This window comes from Ureibacillus sp. FSL W7-1570 (assembly GCF_038593265.1).
Taxonomy (GTDB): domain Bacteria; phylum Bacillota; class Bacilli; order Bacillales_A; family Planococcaceae; genus Ureibacillus; species Ureibacillus suwonensis.
In genome coordinates this window covers 1,404,600-1,427,053 of the sequence record NZ_CP151979.1, presented here as the reverse complement: position 1 = coordinate 1,427,053, position 22,454 = coordinate 1,404,600, and the positions used below count along the sequence as shown (strand labels likewise).

The window sequence follows — 22,454 nt, the reverse complement described above, 5'->3', positions numbered from 1 at the left end:
CGGAGGAGAGAACATGGCAAAAAATGTGCCTGATATTGGCGATTACAAATACGGTTTCCGTGACAAGGACGTTTCTGTATTCCGTTCAAAACGTGGATTAACCGAAGAAATCGTCCGTGAAATTTCAACAATGAAAAATGAACCTGAATGGATGCTCGAGGCCCGTTTAAAAGCCCTTGATATATTCTATTCAAAACCAATGCCGCAATGGGGTGGCGACTTATCCGAATTAAACTTCGATGAAATCACTTACTATGTAAAACCGACGGAAGCGACTCAACGTTCCTGGGATGAAGTGCCTGAAGAAATCAAAAGAACGTTCGACCGTTTAGGTATTCCGGAAGCGGAACAAAAATATTTGGCCGGCGTTTCCGCCCAATACGAATCAGAAGTGGTTTACCACAACATGAAAAAAGAACTTGAAGAAAAAGGAATCATCTTCAAAGATACAGACTCCGCTTTGAAAGAAAACGAAGAGCTGTTCAAAAAGTATTGGGGAACAGTGGTGCCGGCTTCCGACAACAAATTTGCCGCTTTGAATACAGCTGTTTGGTCCGGTGGTTCTTTCATCTACGTTCCACCTGGCGTGAAAGTGGAAACTCCGCTTCAAGCATACTTCCGGATCAACTCTGAAAATATGGGGCAATTCGAACGTACGTTAATCATTGTGGACGAAGGGGCTTCCGTACATTATGTGGAAGGATGTACAGCACCTGTTTACACAACAAGCTCCCTTCACTCTGCGGTGGTTGAAATCATCGTGAAGAAAGATGCTTACTGCCGTTATACGACAATCCAAAACTGGTCCAACAACGTGTACAACCTGGTGACAAAACGTACGGTTGTGGAAGCGAACGGTACAATGGAATGGATTGACGGCAACATCGGTTCCAAACTCACAATGAAATATCCTGCATGTATTTTGAAAGGTGAAGGAGCCCGCGGTATGACGTTATCCATCGCATTGGCGGGTAAAGGTCAGCACCAAGACGCCGGTGCAAAAATGATCCACTTGGCACCGAATACGTCATCCACAATCGTGTCCAAATCCATTTCAAAACAAGGCGGTAAAGTAACATACCGCGGTATTGTCCGCTTCGGTCCGAAAGCAAGCGGCGCCCGTGCGAATATCGAGTGTGACACATTGATTTTGGATAATGAATCGACTTCCGATACAATTCCATACAACGAAATATTGAATGATAATGTGTCCCTTGAGCACGAAGCGAAAGTATCCAAAGTATCCGAAGAACAATTATTCTACTTGATGAGCCGCGGCATTTCTGAACAGGAAGCGACAGAAATGATCGTTATGGGCTTCATTGAACCATTCACTCGCGAACTTCCAATGGAATACGCAGTAGAGATGAACCGCTTGATCAAGTTCGAAATGGAAGGTTCTATCGGATAAGGCTTATTTTATAAGGGTTTTTCAGTTTAGAGGGGTACACACCCACGAACAACTACAAAAAATTCATTTTAAATACCGCTGATATAAATCCAAAGCGTCATCTTCCATTTTCTTGGTGACGTGTAGGCATATATCAGCGGTTGTTTTTTGCTTGCATGATAATTTTTCCTATTGTAATCTTGCTTGTTTGGTTATTATTTGCATTTTTTGAATGAGGCAAGTCATATCCTTACACGTCTTCCCGTTTGGAATCCAAAATTATCCACAGTACGTTTAATTAATTTAAAAAAATATCATATTTAAACAAATTGCAGGGTTCTTTTTTACTGAGGAATTATGATAATATGTAGTAATAAATGTAATAAAAGTAATGGAGTGGAAAAATGGAGAGGACACTTATCAAGTCATCAATTTATGGACTAGTGTTTGGACTGGCTTTTTCTATTCTCTTCTTCGATTATAAAGTGGTAAAAGATTTGGGCAATGGAAATTACGTGACCGAATATAAGCCTGTACTTGATTATATCATTTCAATCTTACGTTGCGGCATAATCGGGATGTTTCTGGGACTGTTCGTTGGTTGGCTGCGTGGAAAGAAAACCAATGCACAGCCGGCAAAAACGTATTATTTTCCAGTCTTTCTAGCAGTGTTTTTACTTTCAATGATTGGATTCATTATACTCAATTTATATAGATGAAATATATTGTGTATGTTTTACAAATAAAAACAGGGCAAAAGGTGCCCTGTTTTTTATATGATGGGAGTTTTCTATGAAGGTTTATGGCGGACTGAAAGCTATTTGATATATCCTTTTTCAAGTAAAAATTCAATCAATTGATTTTTGCATTCCTCAATGGAATATTTTTCGCTGTCCACGACGATTTCCGGATTGTCCGGCGCTTCATAAGGGGCGCTGATGCCCGTAAAGTTTGGAATTTCATTATTTCGGGCTTTTTTGTACAACCCTTTCGGATCTCTGCGTTCACATTCTTCAATGGAACATTGTACATACACTTCGATGAATTCATCTGCTTCCACAAGGGATCGGACTGAAGCCCGGTCTTCTTTATAAGGTGAAATGAAAGCCGTCAACACGATTTGTCCGCTTTCTACAAAGAGTTTGGATACTTCGCCAATGCGGCGGATGTTTTCCTTTCTGGATTGTTCGTCAAAGCCCAAATCTTTGTTCAGACCGTGGCGGATGTTGTCGCCATCGAGGACAAAGGCTTGATTGCCACGTTCAAAAAGTTCCTTTGCCAGTGCATTGGCAATGGAAGATTTTCCAGATGCCGAAAGTCCTGTGAACCATAGAATGAAACTGTGATGGCCATTGTTCTTTCTGTAGTCTGCTTTTGTGATGGATGTATCATGCCATACGATGTTTGAACTCATTATAACAACTCCTTATGAATGAACTTCTTCCCGAAGTCCGCGGATTAAGACTTCTACCACTTCTTTGCGGCTGAATGTGCTTGGCGGGATTTCTCCGTTGCGCAACATTTCCCGCACTTTTGTTCCGGATAAGATGATGCGAGTGGATGCATCGTGCGGGCATGTTTTTGTTGTGGCCATTCCGTCGCAAGCTGTGCAATAGAAGCTATGTTCAAATTTAAGTGGCGTGATGCCGATTTCTTCTGGTTTGAATTGGTCAAAAATCTTTTGGGCGTCGTATGTGCCGTAATAGTTTCCGACACCGGCATGGTCGCGGCCAACAATGAAGTGCGTGCAGCCGTAGTTTTTGCGCACTAATGCGTGGAAAATCGCTTCTCTCGGTCCGGCGTAGCGCATCGCTGCAAGGAACACGCCTAAATGCACCCGATCTTTCGGATAGTAATTTTCAAGCAATACTTCATAGCTTTCCATGCGGATATGGGCTGGAATATCGTCGGATTTTGTTTCTCCCACTAAAGGATTGAGGAAAAGCCCGTCGACGATTTCCAAAGCGACTTTTTGGATGTATTCATGGGCGCGGTGTACCGGGTTTCGTGTTTGGAAACCTACTACCGTTTTCCAGCCTTTTTTCTCAAATAATTCCCGTGTTTCAACTGGGTCGTAAGTGTAGTCAGGAAATTGTTTTTTCGTTCTTTTTGCAAGGATGATTTTCCCGCCGACATACACATTCGGACGGTCAAACAATTTTTTCACGCCAGGATGGTTTAAATCATCTGTTCCATACACATTTTTGGCTTCAACGGTTTTATCCGGTTTATAAATATCTTGAATTTCGATGATTCCATATACTTCTCCATCAAAGACTAACTTGGCTTTGTCGCCAACTTTTAATGTGCTAGCCAATTCTTCTGTTACCGGAAGCGTAATGGGAATGCTCCAAACAATCCCGTTTGCCAAACGCATATTTTCTACTACGCTTTTATAATCTTCTTCGGATAAGAAGCCGTCGATTGGGCTATAAGCACCGACTCCGATCAACTCCAAATCACTGATCGCAATCCCATCAAGGGGAATTTCTTTTTGCAGATGTTCATAGGGCTCATTTGGGTCGTAGGCGTTCACCAATACGCCGCCATGGGGTTGAATGGTTGTCATTTTTCATTCCTCCTAATCAACATGTAATCCACATTCTGTTTTATTGAAACCTGCCCATCTGCCGGAACGCAAATCATCCAATGTATAAGCCGGTTTTGTGCAGTGGGCGCATCCGATGCTGGGGTAACCTTGGTCATGGAGCGGGTTGTAATCCAACTGATGTTTGCTTACATAACGCCACACATCTTTCCAAGTCCAATGAATCAACGGACAGATTTTAACGGATTGGAACTTATTATCTTTGTTCAGGAAGTTCACATGTTTTCTAGTTTCCGATTGTTCCCGGCGCAATCCGGAAATCCATGCTTTCGCACCGGTCAAAGTTTCCCGGAGAGGGATGATTTTCCGGATTTCGCAACACTTGTTTGGGTCTTTTTTCCAGAGTTCATCTCCATACAATTTTGCTTGTTCTTCCAATGAAATGGCTGGTTTTTTAAGTATGATGTTTAACGATGGATATCTTTTCTTCACCTTTTCAATGGTTTCATAGGTTTCTTTGAAATGAACCTCCGTATCTAAAAAGACGATTTGTGCATCAGCCTTCACCTTTGAAATCAGGTCAATGAGCACAATCCCCTCGATACCAAAACTGCATGCGTAAATAACATCTTCACCATATTGGTCATAGGCCCACCGAAGGACATTCAAAGCGCCCTTGTATGTTTCATCCACTTCGAAATCGATGGGCGGATCTTGCCAAGTTTGATAAGTCAGCATGTACTTCCTCCTTTCAATAAAAAAGGAGGCGTTTTAATGTAATAAAAAATTTCAAAAACCTTACATTAAAACGCCTCTAGTTTTCTAGTCAGCGTATGATATTAAATTGATTAAAAATAAAATGTAATTTAAAGTATACTATTTTACTTGGAGAAATCAATATTAAAATGGCAATTTATAAATATTTTAAAAACCATGTTGACTTATCGGAAAAATTTGATTATTGTATGAAACAAAGAATACGACAAGAAAGCGCAACTGATCAGACAAACTGAAGGTTGCCTGCATGCCCTCTTTGATGGGGCTTGTAGGCAGCCTTCTTTTATTTTTTAAAAAGAAAAGGAGAGATGAAAACATGAAAAAGAAAAGGAGATTACTATTATTAATTGGAATCATTTCACTTTTATTAGTATTGTCAGCTTGCGGCAGAAAAGGGGCAAGCGGCGATGAAACTTCCAATAGCGCAAGCGGAAACAACACTACCGCTTCCAAGGAACCTGTTGAACTATTAAATGTTTCCTATGACCCGACACGGGAATTATATGAAGAATTCAACAAAGCCTTTGCAGCCCATTGGAAAGAAGAAACCGGCCAGGAAGTGAAAATCCAGCAATCCCACGGCGGATCTGGAAAACAAGCGAGATCTGTCATTGATGGAATTGAAGCGGATGTTGTCACACTGGCATTGGCTTATGACATTGATGAAATTGCCTTGACACGCCAATTATTGAACGAAGATTGGCAAAAAGAGTTTGAAAACAATTCTTCGCCATACACTTCAACCATTGTCTTTTTAGTTCGCAAAGGGAATCCGAAAAATATCAAAGATTGGGATGACTTGACAAAAGAAGGTGTGTCCGTCATCACACCTAACCCGAAAACAAGCGGTGGTGCACGCTGGAATTACTTGGCGGCATGGGCATTTGCCAGCAGAAAATATAACGGAGATGAAGCAAAAATCAAACAATTTATGAAAGATTTATATAGCAATGTGGAAGTGTTGGATTCAGGCGCGCGCGGATCTACAACAACATTTGTGGAACGCGGCATTGGTGACGTGTTGATTGCATGGGAAAACGAAGCATATCTGTCTTTAAAAGAATTTGGGGAAGATGAATTTGAAATTGTCACACCTTCTTTAAGTATTTTGGCTGAACCTCCAGTGGCCATTGTGGACAAAATCGTTGATAAAAAAGGTACACGCAAAGTGGCGAAAGCATACTTGAAATATTTATACAGCGAAGAAGGCCAAGAAATTGCAGCGAAAAACTTCTATCGTCCACGCGATGAAAAAGTGTTGGAAAAATATAAAGATCAATTCCAAGATCTGGAGTTGGTCACTGTAGAAGAATTCGGCGGCTGGCAGGAAGCTCAAAAAACGCATTTTGCTGACGGCGGAACATTTGATGAAATTTATCAATAATGGCTAACTTGAACTGTTTGAATTGAACAGCTTTTCGGTTGGGATTTAATGAATCAGCATAAAGGGGGTCGACAGCGCCATTCCTTTATGCTGAATCTTCATAATGGAGTGATTTATGTGGAATTCACGTTGAAAAGGAAGAAAAGGGGCACAATCATCCCTGGATTTTCTCTGACCCTCGGATATACAATGCTCTATTTGAGCATGATTGTTTTGCTCCCATTATCAATGATTGTAATAAATACGCTTTCGATGAGTTGGAGCGAATTTTACGAAACCATCACCCATCCCCGGGCAGTGGCTTCTTATAAATTGAGTTTTGGCAGTGCTTTGGCTGCCGGGATGGTCAATGTGATTTTCGGGACGATTATTGCATGGGTGCTTACCCGATATGATTTTCCGGGAAAGAAAATCATCGATGGGCTTGTAGATTTGCCTTTTGCGTTGCCAACTGCGGTTGCAGGGATCGCGTTGACGGCACTTTATGCCCCAAGCGGATGGATTGGACAATTTTTTGATTTTAAAATTGCGTATACGCCGCTTGGCATTGTCATTGCCCTCACATTTATCGGGTTGCCATTTGTTGTCCGGACAGTTCAACCGGTCTTGCAAAATCTGAGCAGAGAGGTGGAGGAAGCATCTGCAAGCCTCGGTGCGAACCGGTTCCAAACCTTTGTGAAAGTGATTTTGCCTGAACTGTATCCGGCCATGATCACAGGATTTGCTTTGGCCTTTTCAAGAGCGATTGGTGAATATGGTTCGGTTGTATTTATTGCGGGGAATATGCCAATGAAAACGGAAATCACACCGCTCATTATCATGACAAAACTTGAACAATACGACTACGTTGGAGCTACCGCCATCGCTGTTGTCATGCTTGTCGGTTCATTTGTCGCACTACTGATCATTAATCTCATCCAATGGAGAATGAACCGGAAATTCAATTACTAGGAAGGAGGGCATTTTATGACAAAACCCTTGGATGTCAACCGGGAAATACCCATTGTGAAAAAAGCGGTGAGTCCATATCCATTGAAGGAATCGGCTATTGTGAAATGGTCGCTGATCGCCATTTCATTACTGTATATCAGCCTTTTTTTAATTCTTCCATTGATTTCGATTTTTGTGACCGCATTTGAAAAAGGCTGGGAAACTTATGTAGCTTCCATCGTCCATCCGGATGCGCTGGCAGCGATTAAATTGACCATTACAGTGGCGCTCATTGTCGTTCCATTGAACGCAATTTTTGGCATTGCCGCTGCATGGGCGATCACGAAATTTTCCTTCAAGGGAAAAAATCTTTTAATTACACTCATTGATATGCCCTTTGCCGTTTCCCCCGTCATTGCAGGGCTGATTTTTATTTTGCTATTTGGGGCGCAAGGATTGTTCGGTGATTGGCTGTTTGAACATGATATTAAAATCGTCTTTGCGTTGCCGGGGATTATCCTTGCCACATTGTTTGTCACATTCCCTTTCGTTGCAAGGGAGTTGATTCCTCTCATGCAAACACAAGGGATTACGGAAGAAGAAGCTTCCATTTCATTGGGCGCAAGCGGATGGAAAACTTTCCTCCATGTCACATTGCCGAACATTAAATGGGGATTATTGTACGGCCTGATTTTATGTAATGCCCGTGCCATCGGAGAGTTCGGCGCTGTTTCAGTCGTATCGGGGCATATTCGTGGACAGACGAATACGATGCCGTTACATATCGAAATTTTATATAACGAATACCAGTTTACCGCCGCTTTTGCCGTAGCTTCTTTAATGTCAATTTTAGCGATCATCACGATTATCATTAAAAACATCGTTTCATGGAAAGCGAAAGATATATAGGGGGATTCTTATGGGGATTCAAATCAAAAATGTATCAAAAGCCTTTGGTTCCTTTCAGGCTTTGAAAGATATTTCAATTGATATCAAATCGGGGGAATTGATTGCATTACTGGGCCCATCCGGATCCGGGAAAACGACGCTGTTGCGCATTCTTGCAGGACTGGAGGGGCTGGATGAAGGAACAATTTTATTCGATGGGGAGAACATTACCGATGTCAGCCCGAAAGAGCGGAAAGTGGGCTTTGTGTTTCAACATTACGCTTTGTTCCGGCACATGACGGTATTTGAAAATGTGGCTTACGGGTTAAAAGTCCGTCCAAGAAAGACACGTCCCTCAAAACAGGAAATCAAGAGAAAAGTCAATGAGTTGTTGAAACTGGTGAAACTGGAAAATTTCCATGATCGCTACCCTTCCCAACTTTCAGGTGGTCAACGTCAAAGAGTCGCATTGGCAAGAGCTCTTGCGGTGGAACCGAAAGTGCTATTGCTTGATGAACCGTTTGGCGCGTTGGATGCAAAGGTGCGGAAGGAGCTGCGCAGATGGCTGCGTCAGTTGCACAATGAGTTTCATGTGACAAGCATTTTTGTTACCCATGATCAGGAAGAAGCGCTGGATGTGGCGGACCGCATCATCGTGATGAACAACGGGAAAATCGAACAAATCGGCACTCCGGATGAAGTGTATGAAAATCCGAAAAGTCCGTTTGTATATGATTTCTTGGGAAATGTGAACATCTTCAGAGGCCGTTTGCACAATGGAAAGTTGAGACAAGGCCAATTTGAAATTAACGCTCCCCATTATTTGGATTCACATGATGAAGCCGTTGGATACGTTCGTCCTCACGACATCCAAATCGAGAAGGAAAAAGTGGATAATGAAACCGTTGCAGCGAAAATCACTTTTATCCACATTGTTGGACCAACCGCACGAATCGAATTGAAAAGGGAAGATAACGGAGAATATTTGGAGGCGGAATTGCCGAAGGAACAATATAAAAACTTGAATATTCAAAAAGGCGATGTTGTATATGTCCGGCCAAAACAATTGAAAGTGTTCATACCGGAAGATTTTTCTATTTAGCTTTATATCAAACCATTGAAGGAAGCGGTGAAAATGAATCGAGCAAATCAAACGATCCGAAATGAAAGAGATCAACAGTTGGTAGAGTATGCGGAACGTGTCGCCGAGCAGATTGGCGAAACTGCGGGGCAATATGATGAAACGGGGGAGTTTCCCTTTGAACATTTTGATATTTTGAAAAAAGAAGGCTATTTGAAATTGGTCATTCCAAAAGAATATGGCGGCGATGAATTATCTTTATACGAGATATTACTCGTTCAAGAACGGTTGGCAAAAGCGTCCGGTTCCACAGCTCTTGCAGTAGGCTGGCATCTGATGACATTTTTTAGCCTGCGATATTGTAGACCGTGGAAAGAAGAAATTTTTGCTAAATTGTGCAGAGCGGCAGTGGAAGAAGGTCTGGTCTTGAATGTCTATGCCACTGAAAGGGCGGCTGGAAATATTGTCAGAGGATCAAACCCATCGACCATCGCAAGGAAGGTGCAAGGCGGATATGTCATTAATGGTAGAAAGGCATTTGCTACCCTTGCGCCGATTGTAAAACATTTTACGGTCCTGGCATATGTGGAAGAAGAAGATAAAGTCGCCGAATTTTTAATCGAAAAAAATGACTCCGTGGAAATCATTGATACGTGGAATGTTCTTGGCATGAGAGGAACCGGAAGCATGGATATCCAGTTAAATAATGTTTTTGTTCCGGATGAAGCCTTGCTTGCATATTCGGAAAAGGGAAAACCGAACCGTTTCATTGGTTATAGCAGCGCATACACATTGCAATTGCCTGCGATTTATTTGGGAATTGCAACCGCGGCAAGAGATTTCATCTTAAAATATGTCCATGAAAAATATTCTCCCAGTTTAGGGGGATATATCTTTGAAGCGCCCCATGTCCAACAAAAAATAGGGGAAATTGAAGCGCTGATTGCAGCTTCAAGGTTCATTTTATATAGTATCGCGGAAAAGTGGGACAAAAATAAGCACCTCCGGGATCAGCTAAGCAATGAAGTCGCCATCACCAAATATACGGTATGCAATCATGCCAAAAAAATAGTGGAGTTGGCCATGCAAATTGCGGGAGGACATTCATTGTCCAAAGACATTCCTCTGGAAAGATATTTCAGAGATGTTCAGTGCGGGGCCTTCAATCCGCCATTGGATGATATGGTGATCAGGCAAATTGCGAACGCAGCAATACAGGATTACCAAAATTCAAATAAAACAAAGGAATTGGTATAAAGGAGAATGATAGATGACAAATCAAAAACGTATGCTTTTAGGATCATTTTTTCAAACCTTTCTAGGACATCATTTGGCTGCATGGCGATATCCTGAAACAAAAACGGAAGAGGTGACAAGCCTTTCTCTTTATAAGGAAATCGCAGAGCTTTCTGAAAAAGGAAAATTCGATATTATCTTTTTGGCCGATGTATTGGCGCATAATGAAGAAGATATTGCCTATACGCCTCAAATCCGGTTGGAAGCAACAACAATGATGGCTTCGCTCGCTTCAATTACAAAAAATATTGGATTAGTAGCGACACTATCCACTACGTTTACCCATCCTTTTAATGTGGCAAGACAGTTCGCTACGATTGATCATATGAGCGGCGGCCGGGCGGCATGGAACATCGTGACGACCGCCCATGATCATGAAGCGGCAAATTTCGGATTGGAAGAACAATTGGATCATTCCATTCGGTATGAACGGGCCGATGAGTTTGTCGAAGTGACGAAAAAGTTATGGGACAGTTGGGAAAAAGATACCCTTTTATTCGACCGGGAAAATGGCATTTTTTTGGATGAAAAGAAAATTCACCCAATCTATCATGAAGGAAAGTATTTTAAAGTGAGGGGTCCTATTAATATTCCAAGACCGCCGCAAGGGTATCCACTTTTGGTAACAGCCAGCGCTTCTGACAAAGGCCGGGAATTCGCCGTTAAGCATGCGGATATTTTATTTACTCTTGCACCTTCCACTGTGGAGGAAGGAAAAGCGGTTTATCGAACTATTAAACAGAAAGTGGCAGCTTACGGACGCAATCCGGAGCATTTCAAAATTATGCCGGGAATCGTTCCGTTTGTTGGAAAAACCGAGAAAGAAGCAATCGAAAAGTTCGAGCATTTCCAGGAACTGATTCTTCCACAGTTGGGGATTGGCTGGTTATCCCGGTATGTTGACCATGACTTATCCCAATATTCACCTGATGATCCGATGCCGGAATTAAAAGAGGTGGACCAGGTGAATGGGGAAAAAGGAAGATTTAAATTATTATCCGATTTGGCAAGGGAAAGAAATTATACCATTAAAGAATTGGCCCGTTATTTCGTAGCGACGCAAGGCCATTTGTTTGTAGTCGGTTCAGGGGAACAAGTTGCGGATACACTAAGCGACTGGTACTTGAATGGGGCTGCGGACGGCTTCAATATCAAATTCCCTTATTTCCCTGGGGGCATAAAAGATTTTGTGGACTATGCAATTCCGGTTTTACAAGAGCGGGGGCTCGTCCAAACGGAGTATGCGGACGGGACTTTACGGGAAAAATTGGGATTGGATTATCCGAGTCTATCAACAGTAAACGTATAAAATTTTTATAAAACCTACTATTTCTATTCAATTAGTTTAATAAGTGGGAGGAGGTATACAGTTCGTGCAAGTATTGGAAGAAACGAAGAAACCTGATCAAATGTTAGCGCCCATTAAAATTGAAGTAAAGAATGTAAATTTTGGTTATGGGGAAACAGAAATATTAAAAGATATCAATTTGCAAGTAAGAGAAGGGGAATTCATTGTATTGATGGGGCCGAGCGGTTCAGGAAAGAGCACCTTTCTGCGATTGCTTACCAATCTTGAAAAACCGACATCCGGTGAGATTTTGATCGATCATCAGAAATTGACGAAAGAAATACCTGATTTAGCAGTGGTGTTCCAGGATTACTCCCTTTTCCCCTGGCTGACGGCCGAGGAAAATATTGTGCTCGCTTTAAAGAAGAAGTGGAAAGGAAAAAAATCGAAAAAAGAACTGTTTGAATTGGCGGAGCAGTATTTGGCCTTGGTTCAGTTGGGGCATGCAGCCAAGAAATATCCGGGTGAAATGTCCGGGGGGATGCGGCAGCGGGCGGCCATAGCAAGGGCATTATCCATGGGGGCGGATTTGCTGGTGATGGATGAACCTTTTGGTGCATTGGACCCCATTACAAGAATTCAGTTGCAAGAACTTGTTTTACAAATTAACCAAACGCAAAAGAAAACCGTTATTTTTGTAACACATGACGCGGAAGAAGCCATTATGTTGGCGGATCGGATTGTCATGTTTTCACCAGGCCCTCCAGGTAAGATTTTGGAGTGTATCGATGTTCCATTCGAAAAACCGAGAAAACGGGACGAGCTATTTGAAAGTACCGAATTTACCGAATTCCGCGATCATTTATTAAATGTAATGAATAAAGGAATCTTTGAAAAATTGAGTCAAAGTGAAGTGGTAAAGGATGGAGGAGGAATCTGAATGAAATCCCATTATAGGCAATTCCTGATAATAGTGATGGTATTTACATTCTCAGTAATTTTGGCAGCATGCGGATCCAAACAAAATGCAAATGAAACGGAAAGCACAACAGGCAGCAACGATGATAAACAATACCACTTAAAAGTCGGATATTTAAAAATGAATGGAGCTCCATTAGCGGACATTGCCATTTATGAAGGATTTTTTGAAGAAGAGAATTTGGAAGTTGAGCTGGTTCCATTTAATGCTTCGACAGACGGCATCAATGCATTGCAAACAAATAAAATTGATATTGGTTTAACCTTTGGAACAACGACTCCATTAGCATTTATCGCAAAAGGGGCGGACTTGAACATTATCGGAGGTCATATGGAGGGAGGACATCCCGTTTATGTACCGAAAGAAGATGCCGATCAATATAAAACGTTTGCCGATTTCAAAGGAAAAACGATTGGTACAGTCAGACTCAGCGTACCGGATATTATATTTAAAAATGCTTTATTAAATGCCGGTTTGGATATTGAAAAAGACGTGAAGTTTGTTGAATTTAAATCAAATGCCAATCTGATTGAAGCGGCAGCTGCCCGTAAAGTGGATGCGGCATTTTCACTTTCCGGATTTTTAACGCAAGCAACGGAAGCGGGTTTGGTACCTTTTGCGTGGAGCAATGATGTACAGCCTGGACATGTATGCTGCCGGGTAGTGACGCACGGGGATTACACAGAAGATCAACAAATCGCATTCAAAAAACTCTTAAAAGGATTAATCAAAGCGGAACGAGTAAAGCTGGAAAATCCGCAAATTGCCGTGGAGGCTTCCAAAGAACGCTTTAATTTGCCGGATGAACAAGTGAATGAAATTGTCAACGAAGAACACTTAATCAACTCGGCGGATCCCCATAAGCATCAGGTGGAAGAATTGTGGAAACAAATGAAAGGTCTCGGCTACATTGAAGGCGAAGCCCAAAATATCGATTTGAATAAACATTTTAATCTGAAATTCTATGAGGAAGCCTTGGAGGAATTAATCGCGGAAAATCCGGATGATGAATATTATCAACAAGTGTTGGAACGTTATAAACAACAAAATTTATGATAATGGGGTGGATTGATGAAAAGACACCTAAAACATTACTCGATTACGCTGGCCATTTTTCTGGCATTGATTTTGATATGGGTATATATGACAGGATTCAGCAATTTGCTAAATCCTGTCATATTTCCTCCAATTACAGCGATTGCGGGCGCTTTTGCGGATGCCTTTGATGAGATGGTGAAAGGATTCGCGAGCTCCATGGGGCTGTTGGTGCCCGCCCTCGCTTTGGCATTGATTTTAGGAATCGGTGGAGGAGTCTTTTTCGGACTCCGGCCCAATGCCCGGGAAATCTTTTCACCTTTCTTCCATATTTTAAGCCCCCTTCCGCCAACGTTGTTTATTCCATACGCCATCGCATTATTGCCGACGTTTAAAACGGCTTCCATCGCGATTTTGTTTATAGGGGCGTTCTGGCCGATATTTCTCGGAACCATCCAGGGAGTCGTGCTTATTGATAAACATTATTGGGATAACGCGAAGATGATCGGATTGAAAGGGAAAGATTTCATTTGGAAATTTGTTTTGCCGGCAAGCGCCCCATATATTTTAAGCAGTACAGGAACGGCGCTCACATTGTCTTTTATCGTTTTGATCATGGCGGAAATGTTTGGCGCCCAATCAGGAATGGGGCATTTTGTATTGTACTATACAGACTTTTCCCAATATGATTATGTGTTGGCGGGCATTATATTTAATGCGGTCATTATTCTGACGATTATTCTTGCATTTGAAAAAATAAAGAAGCGGATTTTATTCTGGATGAATTTCAAAAGCGAGTAATCGTTTTTGAATGGAGTAAGTTAAACTGAAGATCCCTATTTCTTGCTTCGGAATAGGGATTTTTAATAAAGTCATCAAATTTGGGAAAGGCGAGTTACTACATGTTGGAGTGAAGCGGATGGCCAAATCGATCAAGAGTGGATTGAAAAAGTCGGGTTATTTAATTCCATTAGTTCTGATCAGTTATTTTGTGTATATTCATTTTTTTCATGATGCGGAAAACAATCAGACGAAAGGCGCAGCCATAGCACCCGAATTCACATTAAAAGACCTCGATGGGAATATCCACAGCCTTTCAGATTATTCAGGAAGCGGAGTGGTCGTCAATTTTTGGGCCACTTATTGCCCTCCATGTCAAAAGGAAATGCCAACGATTGAAAAAGCATATCAAGAATTTCAAGATCAAGGCATTGAAGTGCTGGCTATTAATGTTGGAGAACCTGCGCTTTTCGTCCATTCATTTATCTCCAAAAATAATGTAAGTTTTCCAATTTTATTGGATCGTGACGAACAAGTGTCCAAAACATATGGGGTATTAAATTTGCCAATTACATTATTTATTAAAGATGGAGAAATCATGGAAGAAATCAATGGAGAATTGACGGAACAAACATTGCGAGACAATATGGAGAAAATGATAACCAAGTAAAATAAAAGAAATGGGGATTTATTGTCCCTGCTTAAACATTGGATATCAAATGCGGAAAATTTTTTATTTTAAAAACCTATAAAACACACTTGACTACTCGGAAATTATGTATTATATTGTAAAAAATGAATCATTTAGTCCGACTAGATATACTAGAGGCCGTCTAAATAGTAACCACTATTTAGGGGGCTTAATTTTTTAACATCTTCAATGGAGGGTGCAAATGAACGCATTAAGTCATCCAAGGGAAAGATTTATCGTTGGCCAAGTGAAAAAAGGAAAGCAACTTGGAAAACAATTGGGTTTTCCAACGGCGAACTTAAATACATTAGGAGAAATAAAGTTGGAGGGGGGTGTCTATGGAGTCTTCATATACATTGAAAAAAGAAAATATGCAGGAATCATGAACATTGGCACTCGCCCGACATTTAATGATGGAAATCATCAAACGGTAGAAGTCCACATTTTTGATTTTCATGAAAATTTATATGGCAAATATCTCACGGTGGAACCCGCCTTTTTTGTCAGAAAGGAAAAAAAGTTTAATGGCATCGAAGAATTGATCGGTCAAATTGAAAAGGATGTATTATATGCTCGTTCCCAATTTCAATCATTCAATGGGGAGGGTGGTGGCCATGAAAAAATACAACGAACTACTGCATTTGCCTGATTTACAGTTTTCCCAATATTGTGAACAGCAATTTTCCGTTAATAAAGGAATTTATAATACAATCGATCAATGGTTTTATCGAAAAGGCATCATCAATATTTTGGCAAGAAGAGAAAAAATTTTGCTGTTCATGCTTTATAGCTGTTCAACCAAAGAAAAGGTCAAATTTGGACCGGGTGGTTTGACGAAAGCTTTAGAAGATTTTTGGCAACATCAGCGTTTTACGAACAAATTATACACGCTTAATACTTAGTATTTTTATAAGATATATAAGATAAAAACCGGTAGGAAAAAAAGGATTATCGGGTTATCCACATTTAGAAGAAGCTTGCACGACTGCAGAACGTTTATTTCCTAAACGGCTTGCAAAGAGAAAGGAAAATAGGTGACATCGCACTTTCTTTGGCCCCCATGGAGGAGACATTCAAACATCTGCAGTCAATGTTGATTGAGATTTCATTTTAGGAGGAATTGATTATGGTGAAAAAAGCAGTGATTATTAATGGCAGCAATAAAAAGTCATCCCGTTTGACAGGAATTCATGAGTATGTGGAAAATTATCTGACGAAAGGGAATATTCAAACAAACTCCATTTATGTTCATGAATTGCCGGCGCAAGATTTAATTCTTATCAATTTTGCAAGTGAAGAAATTCAAAAAGCCAACAAACTTGTTGAAGAAGCTGATATTGTCGTTATTTTAACACCGATCTTTAAAGCTTCTTATACAGGAATCTTAAAAACATATTTGGATTTGATTCCGCAAAATGGATTGGAAAATAAAACGGTGATCCCAATTGCAATAGGCGGTTCCTTTGGCCATTTGCTTTCCATTGAATATGCGTTAAAACCGGTCATTTCTGTTCTTGGCGCAACTGAAATATTGAAATCCGTATTTGTATTGGATCAGCAAGTGGAACGATTGGATAACGGTAAATATCAAATCGCTGATGAAGCCATTCGCCGCTTGGATGACCAATTGCAGAAAGTTACGGATCGGGCCCTCATTACTCAATAATTTTATGAGTAGTGTAAATTCGTAATATATTGCCAGGATCGCATTTTGTGTCTTCAACCCTTTTATGACAAATACTCTTACATCCCCTTTTTTTCAGGAAAAGTTCGGTTACGTATCGCGTAATCGAACTTTTTTGTATAATCGTTTATACTTTTTTATATATGAGCATTTTGCACATTTTTCAACCCAAGAGTCATAAGGTTTTCTAAAGCATAAAAAAGGACTTCACCCCTTATTTGTAGAATTTTGAAGTGACCAAACCACAAAAATCCATAAGGAGGAAGTCACTTTGTATATTCTACAAGAAAGTCTATTTTCCTTTGAAGAATTGCAAATTTTAGAGTCAAAAGAGAAATTACCGATCTTTTTTAGTGCTCTAGATTTGCGTCCTTATGCTAAACAATTGAAAAGTTCTTCACCCCAAGGGGCTGAAGGACATTCCAAAGAAGGGATATTAAGGGCTCTTATCGCTGCCCCATTAGAAGGTATTGATACTTTTACTTCTCTTCACAATCGATTAAAAAATGACCTGCGTTTTCGTTACCAATGTGGTTTAGATATTAGCAGGCCTGCACCATCCATCTCTACTCTTAGCCGAGTATTTTCTTCACTAACCAAAACTGGACTTGTGAAAAGAATCTTTCAAGATCTCGTCCAGTTAGCTCAAGAGGAAGGAGTAATTGATGGAAAACATCAGGCTATCGACAGTGCCGCCATTGATGCTTATGAAAAGAAGCAGCCTAAGAAGCGAAGTGAACAAACAGGCAACGCCAATTGGGGGGCAAAGTTTGATTCCTTCGGTAATAAAATTACTTGGTTTGGCTATAAGATGCATCTTTCCGTTGACACCAAAAGTGAATTACCAATGGCGATTGAAGTAACCCCTGCTCATATCAACGATGGGGATGTCGCACCACAATTAATTGAACAAGTAAAGAGTTGTACAAACTCTAAAATTGATTTCCTGATAATGGATGGTGGGTACGACCAGCTAAAAAACTACGAATCCGCCAAGAACATCGGGGCTCAAGCTATTATTCCACTCAATTTGCGTAATGAAAAGGAGCCTCCCGAAGGAATTGCCTCCAATGGAACCCCACGCTGTTCGATGGGGTACGAAATGACTTATTGGGGCGCCAATAAGGATCAGCTCAAATTCAGATGTCCACACGCAACCGGAAAAGTGGATTGCCCATTAGGAATGGCAGCCTGTTCATCCTCCAACTATGGAATGGTAGTAAAAATTAACGTGAATAAGGATCTTCGCCGGTACTCTAATCCACACCGCGATTCCAAACGTTGGAAAGAACTTTACAATGAGCGAACCAGTGTAGAACGGTGCAATTCAAGAATGAAAAGTTATCTTACAGCGAACTCCCTGCATGTGTGGGGAATCGATAAAGTAAAAACTCATATTTACTTGAACGCCATCGTATTACTGGTTTCAGCTCTCGCAATGGCAAAAGAGAGTAAAAAGCAACAAACCGCTTAAAAAATTTTTAAAGCGAAAAATTCTGCAAGTACGCCCAAAAAAGGACAAACAGAATATTTGTAAACCAAAGATACAAAATACCCCAATTTATTTGGGTTTCTTTTAAAACTCTTTTTAATAAAAATCTAATTTTGCAAAACTCTCATATGTAAAAATGAGATAAAATGGAGAGGAAGAAATGATTAAAATTGGTCTTACTGGATGGGGGGACCATCCTTCCCTTTATCGGGAAAATTCCGCGAAGAAAGATAAACTCTTTGATTATAGCGGCCATTTTCCAATCGTTGAGGTCGATACATCCTTCTATGCCATTCCATCGGTGAAAAACGTTGAAAAATGGGTGGAAGAAACGCCGGAAAATTTTCAATTTATCGTCAAGGCGTATCAAGGGATGACCGGCCATAAGAGAGATGAGCTTCCTTATCAGGACCAAAGGGAAATGTTTGAAGCATTCCGACAGTGTGCCAATGCTTTTCAAAAGTTCAATAAATTGGGGATGATCCTTGCCCAATTTCCGCCATGGTTTGATTGCACTTCTCAAAATGTAAAGTATCTTTTGTATATAAAAAAGCAATTGGAGGAGTTCCCAATCGCCATTGAATTCCGCAATCAGACCTGGTTTCAGCAGGGCAGGGAAGAGGCGACGATCCAATTTTTGAGGGAGAATGGCTTCATCCATACCGTCTGCGATGAACCGCAGGCAGGTATCGGTTCGGTGCCGTTTGTTCCGAAAGCGACGAACAAGAAAGCATTGGTGCGTCTTCACGGGAGAAATGTTTTTGGATGGAGAAATAATGGTGCACCCAACTGGAGAGAAGTACGCTTTCTATATGACTATAGCAAAGCGGAATTGGAAGAATTGGCAAAATCCATTAGAGAATTGGAAGCGGATGCGGAAGAAGTGTACGTGCTGTTTAACAACAATTCCGGACACCATGCCGCAAATAACGCCAAATCGCTTCAGGAAATATTAAAGATAGAATATGAGGGGCTTGCACCGAAACAATTAAATCTTTTCGAAGGGGAATTTTAATGGAATATTTGCTTCTCGCAGTCATTGCGCTTTGTGCCGGAATACTGGGATCGCTTGTCGGATTGGGTGGGGGAGTCATTCTGATCCCGGCAACGTTGTATTTCGGAATCAATTTGAATTTTTTCCCGGACATTACGCCACAGCGGGTTGTCGGTTTATCCGTCATAATGATGATTTTTATCGGGTTATCATCAACGATTTCCTACATGAGATCAAAGCAGGTGGATTTCGTCAGCGGATTGATTTTTTTTATCGGAAGCGCGCCCGGGGCGGTTTTGGGGGCATGGTTGAACAAGGGATTGAATATTGATTCATTTAATCTGTATTTCGGTATTTTATTGATCGTTTTGTCAGCGATATTATTTGTTCGGGACAAATTGAAACCGATTCACTGGTTTCTTGAACACGGGTTAAAAAGAAGTTTTACCGATCGCCAAGGGCAAACTTTTGAATACGGATACCCGATATGGTTTGCATTTGTCTTTTCTTTTTTTGTCGGAATGATTTCGGGTTTATTCGGCATTGGCGGGGGATCATTAATGGTTCCGGCAATGGTGATGTTGTTCCGTTTCCCGCCGCATGTTGCAGTCGCGACGTCCATGTTTATGGTGTTTTTGACATCCATTGTTAATTCCTTGAGCCATATTTATTTGGGGAATGTTCCATGGCATTATACCGTTCCTGTCATTATCGGAGCTTATGTCGGAGCAAAATTGGGATCGGCTTTAAACAAACGGCTGAAATCAAAAACGGTTGTGCTTGTGTTGCAAATCGTTATGGTGTTGATCGGCGTCCGTTCTATAATAGAAGGGCTAGTTTAATGTTGAGAGATGGTGAGCAGTTTGCTTGAAACGATTCATTTTTATCATACCAATGACATACATAGCCATTTCGAATATTGGCTGCGTTCACAATATTTCATTCGCAACGAGCGTCTTGCTTATGCCGAAAAAGGGGAGCCCAGTTTTTTATTCGATATTGGCGACCATTTGGACCGTTCCAATATTTATACGGAAGCGACAATCGGTATGGGGAATGTAAAGTTATTGAATGAAGCCGGGTATGATGTGGTGACGATCGGCAATAATGAAGGGATCACATTGTCTTTTGAGGAGCTTTATCATCTATATGATGAAGCGGATTTCGAGGTGGTCGTCGCCAATTTGCAGGCGGCAAACCGGGAGAATCCCAAGTGGCTGAAACCTTATACCATTTTAAGGACGAAATACGGTACAAAAATTGGCGTGATTGGTGCCACAGCTTTTTATGAATTATTTTATCGAGAGCTTCATTGGGATATTACGGAGCCGAGAAATGAGATTAAAGCGGTTGCCAAAGAATTGAGAAAAGAAGTGGATATTCTGTTGTGCCTGTCCCATTTGGGGATTACGGAAGATGAATTATTGGCTCAGGAATGCCCCGAATTGGATGTGATTTTTGGCGCCCACACCCATCATTTTTTGGAAGAAGGAAAATGGGTGAATGGAGTATTGCTCACAGGCTGCGGAAAATTCGGGGCCTATACTGGGCATTTAATGATCCAATTTGATCATGAACGGAAAAAAATCATCCGCAAAGAAGAAATGGTGATTGATAATGCGTTGTTGCCGGAAATCGAGGGGGAATTGGAGTTTCTTGAACAGTTGGCCAAGACGGGAAAAGAGTTGATGGACGAAACCATTTTCCAATCGGCGAAAAGTTATAATAAGGAATGGTTCCATCATTCCCAGATTTCCAGGCTTTTTGCGAAAGCGGTATTGGAACATACGGGTGCCGATTGTGCGATGTTCAACGCGGGCATCTTTTTGGATGGCTTGAAAAAAGGGAATGTGAGCAAATATGATATTCACCGGATTTTGCCTCATCCAATCAATTTGTGTGTGGTGGAATTGACAGGCCGTCAGCTGAAAGAAGTGTATCTGCAGGCGAAAAATGAAGAGTGGTCGCAGCTTGAACTGAAGGGGCTGGGCTTTAGAGGATTAATTTTCGGCAAGATTTTGACCTATGAATTTTCGGTCAATCAAAATCGCGAATTGATCGTACGTGGGGAAATTTGCGATTTGAATAAAACTTATCAATTGGCGACCCTTGATATGTTCACCTTTGGCTATTTCTTCCCTAATTTCAAATATGCAAAAAAGAAATATTATTTGCCTTACTTTCTGAGGGATGTGCTCATCGAGTATTGTAAACGGCATCTCTAAAGAAATTGGCGTTCCGATGTTTGGATCATATAATGTTTTGTTCAAAGAGCGCAAAGAATGGGTGTTTGAATAGTCATCTTCTCCTGGTCATAAAATTTGCTAGGAGGAGATTTTTTGTTTTCACGAAGACCTCGCAGAATGATGTTCAGGGCGCCGAAAAGAAGGAAAAGATCGAACCGTTTCGCTCTATTTCTGATGAGTTTTGTTCTCACGTTGGTATTATTTTTATATTTTTTAAATTCCCGTTTAATGCCTATATACTTGGATTATGCTGAAGTGCAGACGAGGAAGATCGCTTCCCATGTCGTCAGCAAAGCGATTAATGCCAGAACATCGAGCGTGTTGGACATCAACGAGATTATAGAAGATTTGCCGACCGAATCCGATTATATGCTGACGACAAAATTCAATACCGAAATCATCAACCAGGTCCGTGCGGAAACGACCACCCTCGTGAAAGAACATCTTGAAATGGCGGAAAAGGGAGACTTATCCCAACTTCCCGACTTGGATAATGTGGAATATGATGTGGATGAAATTCAAAAAGGGGATGGAATCGTATTCCTTGTGCCGATCGCCCAGGCATTGAATTTGCCTCTTTTGGGCAACTTGGGGCCAAAAGTGCCTATCCGATTCCATATCATTGGAAATGTGGCAAGCGATGTTTCCACTAAGATTACAGAGTTCGGAATTAATAATGCGCTTGTAGAAATCAGCATTAATTTTAAAGTGAATGTTCAAATCATTGTTCCATTCGCCAGCAAAACGACAACGGTGGAACAATCCATCCCGGTGGCCATTGGATTGACGAGAAGCCAAGTGCCGAATATTTATACAAACGGTGGAGATGGGGCGCAACCTTCTGTAGAAGTGCCGGTTCCATATGAATAATAAGAATTTTTTCTCGGACTTGCGATATTGTCAGTTGTTGCAAAACCATTATCATGTTATATTGACAAGTAGTAGGTAAAACCATTTTTTCTTCATGGATA

At 41.0% G+C, this 22,454-nt stretch carries 23 protein-coding genes; 20 read left to right on the top strand and 3 right to left on the bottom strand.

The genetic code is table 11. The annotated features are described in order from the left end of the window. The first annotated feature begins 13 nt into the window (after positions 1–13). Together sufB and NST13_RS07110 are read left to right on the top strand one after the other, a co-directional pair. Positions 14–1,411 carry a Fe-S cluster assembly protein SufB gene (sufB, locus tag NST13_RS07115; protein WP_342468791.1) on the top strand — a complete coding sequence of 466 codons (1,398 nt, stop codon included), beginning with the start codon at positions 14–16 and terminating at the stop codon, positions 1,409–1,411. A gap of 383 nt (positions 1,412–1,794) precedes the next feature. Further along, on the top strand, positions 1,795–2,109 hold the full coding sequence (locus NST13_RS07110; protein WP_342468792.1) for a hypothetical protein: 315 nt from the start codon (positions 1,795–1,797) through the stop codon (positions 2,107–2,109). A 98-nt stretch (positions 2,110–2,207) separates the two neighbouring features. On the opposite strand, the gene cysC is transcribed toward NST13_RS07110, so the two are convergent. From cysC to NST13_RS07095, 3 genes are read right to left on the bottom strand one after another with little or no spacing between them, the layout of a single operon-like run. Continuing rightward, positions 2,208–2,804: an adenylyl-sulfate kinase gene (gene cysC, locus NST13_RS07105; RefSeq protein WP_342581708.1), complete on the bottom strand. Its 597-nt coding sequence runs from the start codon at positions 2,802–2,804 to the stop codon at positions 2,208–2,210. Positions 2,805–2,816: 12 nt separating this feature from the next. Continuing rightward, positions 2,817–3,959, bottom strand: coding sequence for a sulfate adenylyltransferase (sat, locus tag NST13_RS07100; RefSeq protein ID WP_342581707.1), 1,143 nt, complete (start codon positions 3,957–3,959; stop codon positions 2,817–2,819). A gap of 12 nt (positions 3,960–3,971) precedes the next feature. Next, positions 3,972–4,676: a phosphoadenylyl-sulfate reductase gene (locus tag NST13_RS07095; RefSeq protein WP_342468795.1), complete on the bottom strand. Its 705-nt coding sequence runs from the start codon at positions 4,674–4,676 to the stop codon at positions 3,972–3,974. 355 nt (positions 4,677–5,031) lie between these two features. Between NST13_RS07095 and NST13_RS07090 the strand changes: the two genes are divergently transcribed. From NST13_RS07090 to yunB, 18 genes are all read left to right on the top strand, one after another. After that, entirely contained in the window at positions 5,032–6,099 is a 1,068-nt protein-coding gene (locus NST13_RS07090) for a sulfate ABC transporter substrate-binding protein (RefSeq protein ID WP_342468796.1), read from the top strand. A gap of 87 nt (positions 6,100–6,186) precedes the next feature. Continuing rightward, positions 6,187–7,050, top strand: coding sequence for a sulfate ABC transporter permease subunit CysT (gene cysT, locus NST13_RS07085; protein WP_342471259.1), 864 nt, complete (start codon positions 6,187–6,189; stop codon positions 7,048–7,050). Positions 7,051–7,065: 15 nt separating this feature from the next. After that, entirely contained in the window at positions 7,066–7,938 is an 873-nt protein-coding gene (gene cysW / locus NST13_RS07080; RefSeq protein ID WP_342468797.1) for a sulfate ABC transporter permease subunit CysW, read from the top strand. Positions 7,939–7,948: 10 nt separating this feature from the next. Beyond that, the gene (locus NST13_RS07075; RefSeq protein WP_342468798.1) at positions 7,949–9,019 is read left to right on the top strand and encodes a sulfate/molybdate ABC transporter ATP-binding protein; all 1,071 of its coding nucleotides are present in this window, start codon (positions 7,949–7,951) and stop codon (positions 9,017–9,019) included. Positions 9,020–9,052: 33 nt separating this feature from the next. Beyond that, positions 9,053–10,255 (top strand): acyl-CoA dehydrogenase family protein, encoded by a 1,203-nt coding sequence (locus NST13_RS07070; RefSeq protein WP_342581706.1) that lies wholly within the window; start codon positions 9,053–9,055, stop codon positions 10,253–10,255. 13 nt (positions 10,256–10,268) lie between these two features. Then, on the top strand, positions 10,269–11,603 hold the full coding sequence (locus NST13_RS07065) for an LLM class flavin-dependent oxidoreductase (protein WP_342468800.1): 1,335 nt from the start codon (positions 10,269–10,271) through the stop codon (positions 11,601–11,603). Positions 11,604–11,667: 64 nt separating this feature from the next. Beyond that, entirely contained in the window at positions 11,668–12,522 is an 855-nt protein-coding gene (locus tag NST13_RS07060; RefSeq protein WP_342581705.1) for an ABC transporter ATP-binding protein, read from the top strand. After that, on the top strand, positions 12,523–13,617 hold the full coding sequence (locus tag NST13_RS07055) for an ABC transporter substrate-binding protein (protein ID WP_342581704.1): 1,095 nt from the start codon (positions 12,523–12,525) through the stop codon (positions 13,615–13,617). A 15-nt stretch (positions 13,618–13,632) separates the two neighbouring features. Continuing rightward, the gene (locus tag NST13_RS07050) at positions 13,633–14,397 is read left to right on the top strand and encodes an ABC transporter permease subunit (RefSeq protein WP_342468803.1); all 765 of its coding nucleotides are present in this window, start codon (positions 13,633–13,635) and stop codon (positions 14,395–14,397) included. A 118-nt stretch (positions 14,398–14,515) separates the two neighbouring features. Next, positions 14,516–15,046 carry a thiol-disulfide oxidoreductase ResA gene (gene resA / locus NST13_RS07045; RefSeq protein ID WP_342468804.1) on the top strand — a complete coding sequence of 177 codons (531 nt, stop codon included), beginning with the start codon at positions 14,516–14,518 and terminating at the stop codon, positions 15,044–15,046. 223 nt (positions 15,047–15,269) lie between these two features. Then, positions 15,270–15,716 (top strand): riboflavin kinase, encoded by a 447-nt coding sequence (locus NST13_RS07040; RefSeq protein ID WP_342581703.1) that lies wholly within the window; start codon positions 15,270–15,272, stop codon positions 15,714–15,716. Beyond that, complete coding sequence (locus tag NST13_RS07035) at positions 15,682–15,969, top strand: hypothetical protein (protein ID WP_342468806.1); 288 nt, start codon at positions 15,682–15,684, stop codon at positions 15,967–15,969. Before NST13_RS07040 ends, NST13_RS07035 begins: the two co-directional genes overlap by 35 nt. 224 nt (positions 15,970–16,193) lie before the next feature. After that, the gene (gene ssuE / locus NST13_RS07030; RefSeq protein ID WP_342468807.1) at positions 16,194–16,733 is read left to right on the top strand and encodes an NADPH-dependent FMN reductase; all 540 of its coding nucleotides are present in this window, start codon (positions 16,194–16,196) and stop codon (positions 16,731–16,733) included. A 289-nt stretch (positions 16,734–17,022) separates the two neighbouring features. Further along, a complete protein-coding gene (locus NST13_RS07025; RefSeq protein ID WP_027725900.1) occupies positions 17,023–18,225 on the top strand; it encodes a transposase in 1,203 nt (400 codons plus the stop codon). A gap of 178 nt (positions 18,226–18,403) precedes the next feature. After that, a complete protein-coding gene (locus NST13_RS07020) occupies positions 18,404–19,258 on the top strand; it encodes a DUF72 domain-containing protein (RefSeq protein WP_342468808.1) in 855 nt (284 codons plus the stop codon). Next, positions 19,258–20,079, top strand: coding sequence for a sulfite exporter TauE/SafE family protein (locus NST13_RS07015; protein ID WP_342468809.1), 822 nt, complete (start codon positions 19,258–19,260; stop codon positions 20,077–20,079). The genes NST13_RS07020 and NST13_RS07015 overlap by 1 nt, the downstream gene beginning before the upstream one ends. 21 nt (positions 20,080–20,100) lie before the next feature. Further along, positions 20,101–21,462 (top strand): bifunctional UDP-sugar hydrolase/5'-nucleotidase, encoded by a 1,362-nt coding sequence (locus NST13_RS07010; protein ID WP_342581702.1) that lies wholly within the window; start codon positions 20,101–20,103, stop codon positions 21,460–21,462. Positions 21,463–21,600: 138 nt separating this feature from the next. Beyond that, positions 21,601–22,353, top strand: coding sequence for a sporulation protein YunB (gene yunB / locus NST13_RS07005; protein WP_342581823.1), 753 nt, complete (start codon positions 21,601–21,603; stop codon positions 22,351–22,353). Positions 22,354–22,454 lie beyond the last annotated feature (101 nt).

What these genes read in the sequence shown, in the direction of transcription:
- NST13_RS07015 (WP_342468809.1), top strand. Translation starts at nt 19,258, where the DNA reads ATGGAATATTTGCTTCTCGCAGTCATTGCGCTTTGTGCCGGAATACTG.
- NST13_RS07095 (WP_342468795.1), bottom strand. Translation starts at nt 4,676, where the DNA reads ATGCTGACTTATCAAACTTGGCAAGATCCGCCCATCGATTTCGAAGTG.
- NST13_RS07050 (WP_342468803.1), top strand. Translation starts at nt 13,633, where the DNA reads ATGAAAAGACACCTAAAACATTACTCGATTACGCTGGCCATTTTTCTG.
- NST13_RS07055 (WP_342581704.1), top strand. Translation starts at nt 12,523, where the DNA reads ATGAAATCCCATTATAGGCAATTCCTGATAATAGTGATGGTATTTACA.
- cysW (WP_342468797.1), top strand. Translation starts at nt 7,066, where the DNA reads ATGACAAAACCCTTGGATGTCAACCGGGAAATACCCATTGTGAAAAAA.
- cysC (WP_342581708.1), bottom strand. Translation starts at nt 2,804, where the DNA reads ATGAGTTCAAACATCGTATGGCATGATACATCCATCACAAAAGCAGAC.
- sat (WP_342581707.1), bottom strand. Translation starts at nt 3,959, where the DNA reads ATGACAACCATTCAACCCCATGGCGGCGTATTGGTGAACGCCTACGAC.
- NST13_RS07065 (WP_342468800.1), top strand. Translation starts at nt 10,269, where the DNA reads ATGACAAATCAAAAACGTATGCTTTTAGGATCATTTTTTCAAACCTTT.
- ssuE (WP_342468807.1), top strand. Translation starts at nt 16,194, where the DNA reads ATGGTGAAAAAAGCAGTGATTATTAATGGCAGCAATAAAAAGTCATCC.
- NST13_RS07040 (WP_342581703.1), top strand. Translation starts at nt 15,270, where the DNA reads ATGAACGCATTAAGTCATCCAAGGGAAAGATTTATCGTTGGCCAAGTG.
- cysT (WP_342471259.1), top strand. Translation starts at nt 6,187, where the DNA reads ATGCTGAATCTTCATAATGGAGTGATTTATGTGGAATTCACGTTGAAA.
- NST13_RS07110 (WP_342468792.1), top strand. Translation starts at nt 1,795, where the DNA reads ATGGAGAGGACACTTATCAAGTCATCAATTTATGGACTAGTGTTTGGA.
- sufB (WP_342468791.1), top strand. Translation starts at nt 14, where the DNA reads ATGGCAAAAAATGTGCCTGATATTGGCGATTACAAATACGGTTTCCGT.
- NST13_RS07035 (WP_342468806.1), top strand. Translation starts at nt 15,682, where the DNA reads ATGAAAAAATACAACGAACTACTGCATTTGCCTGATTTACAGTTTTCC.
- yunB (WP_342581823.1), top strand. Translation starts at nt 21,601, where the DNA reads ATGATGTTCAGGGCGCCGAAAAGAAGGAAAAGATCGAACCGTTTCGCT.
- resA (WP_342468804.1), top strand. Translation starts at nt 14,516, where the DNA reads ATGGCCAAATCGATCAAGAGTGGATTGAAAAAGTCGGGTTATTTAATT.
- NST13_RS07020 (WP_342468808.1), top strand. Translation starts at nt 18,404, where the DNA reads ATGATTAAAATTGGTCTTACTGGATGGGGGGACCATCCTTCCCTTTAT.
- NST13_RS07070 (WP_342581706.1), top strand. Translation starts at nt 9,053, where the DNA reads ATGAATCGAGCAAATCAAACGATCCGAAATGAAAGAGATCAACAGTTG.
- NST13_RS07090 (WP_342468796.1), top strand. Translation starts at nt 5,032, where the DNA reads ATGAAAAAGAAAAGGAGATTACTATTATTAATTGGAATCATTTCACTT.
- NST13_RS07075 (WP_342468798.1), top strand. Translation starts at nt 7,949, where the DNA reads ATGGGGATTCAAATCAAAAATGTATCAAAAGCCTTTGGTTCCTTTCAG.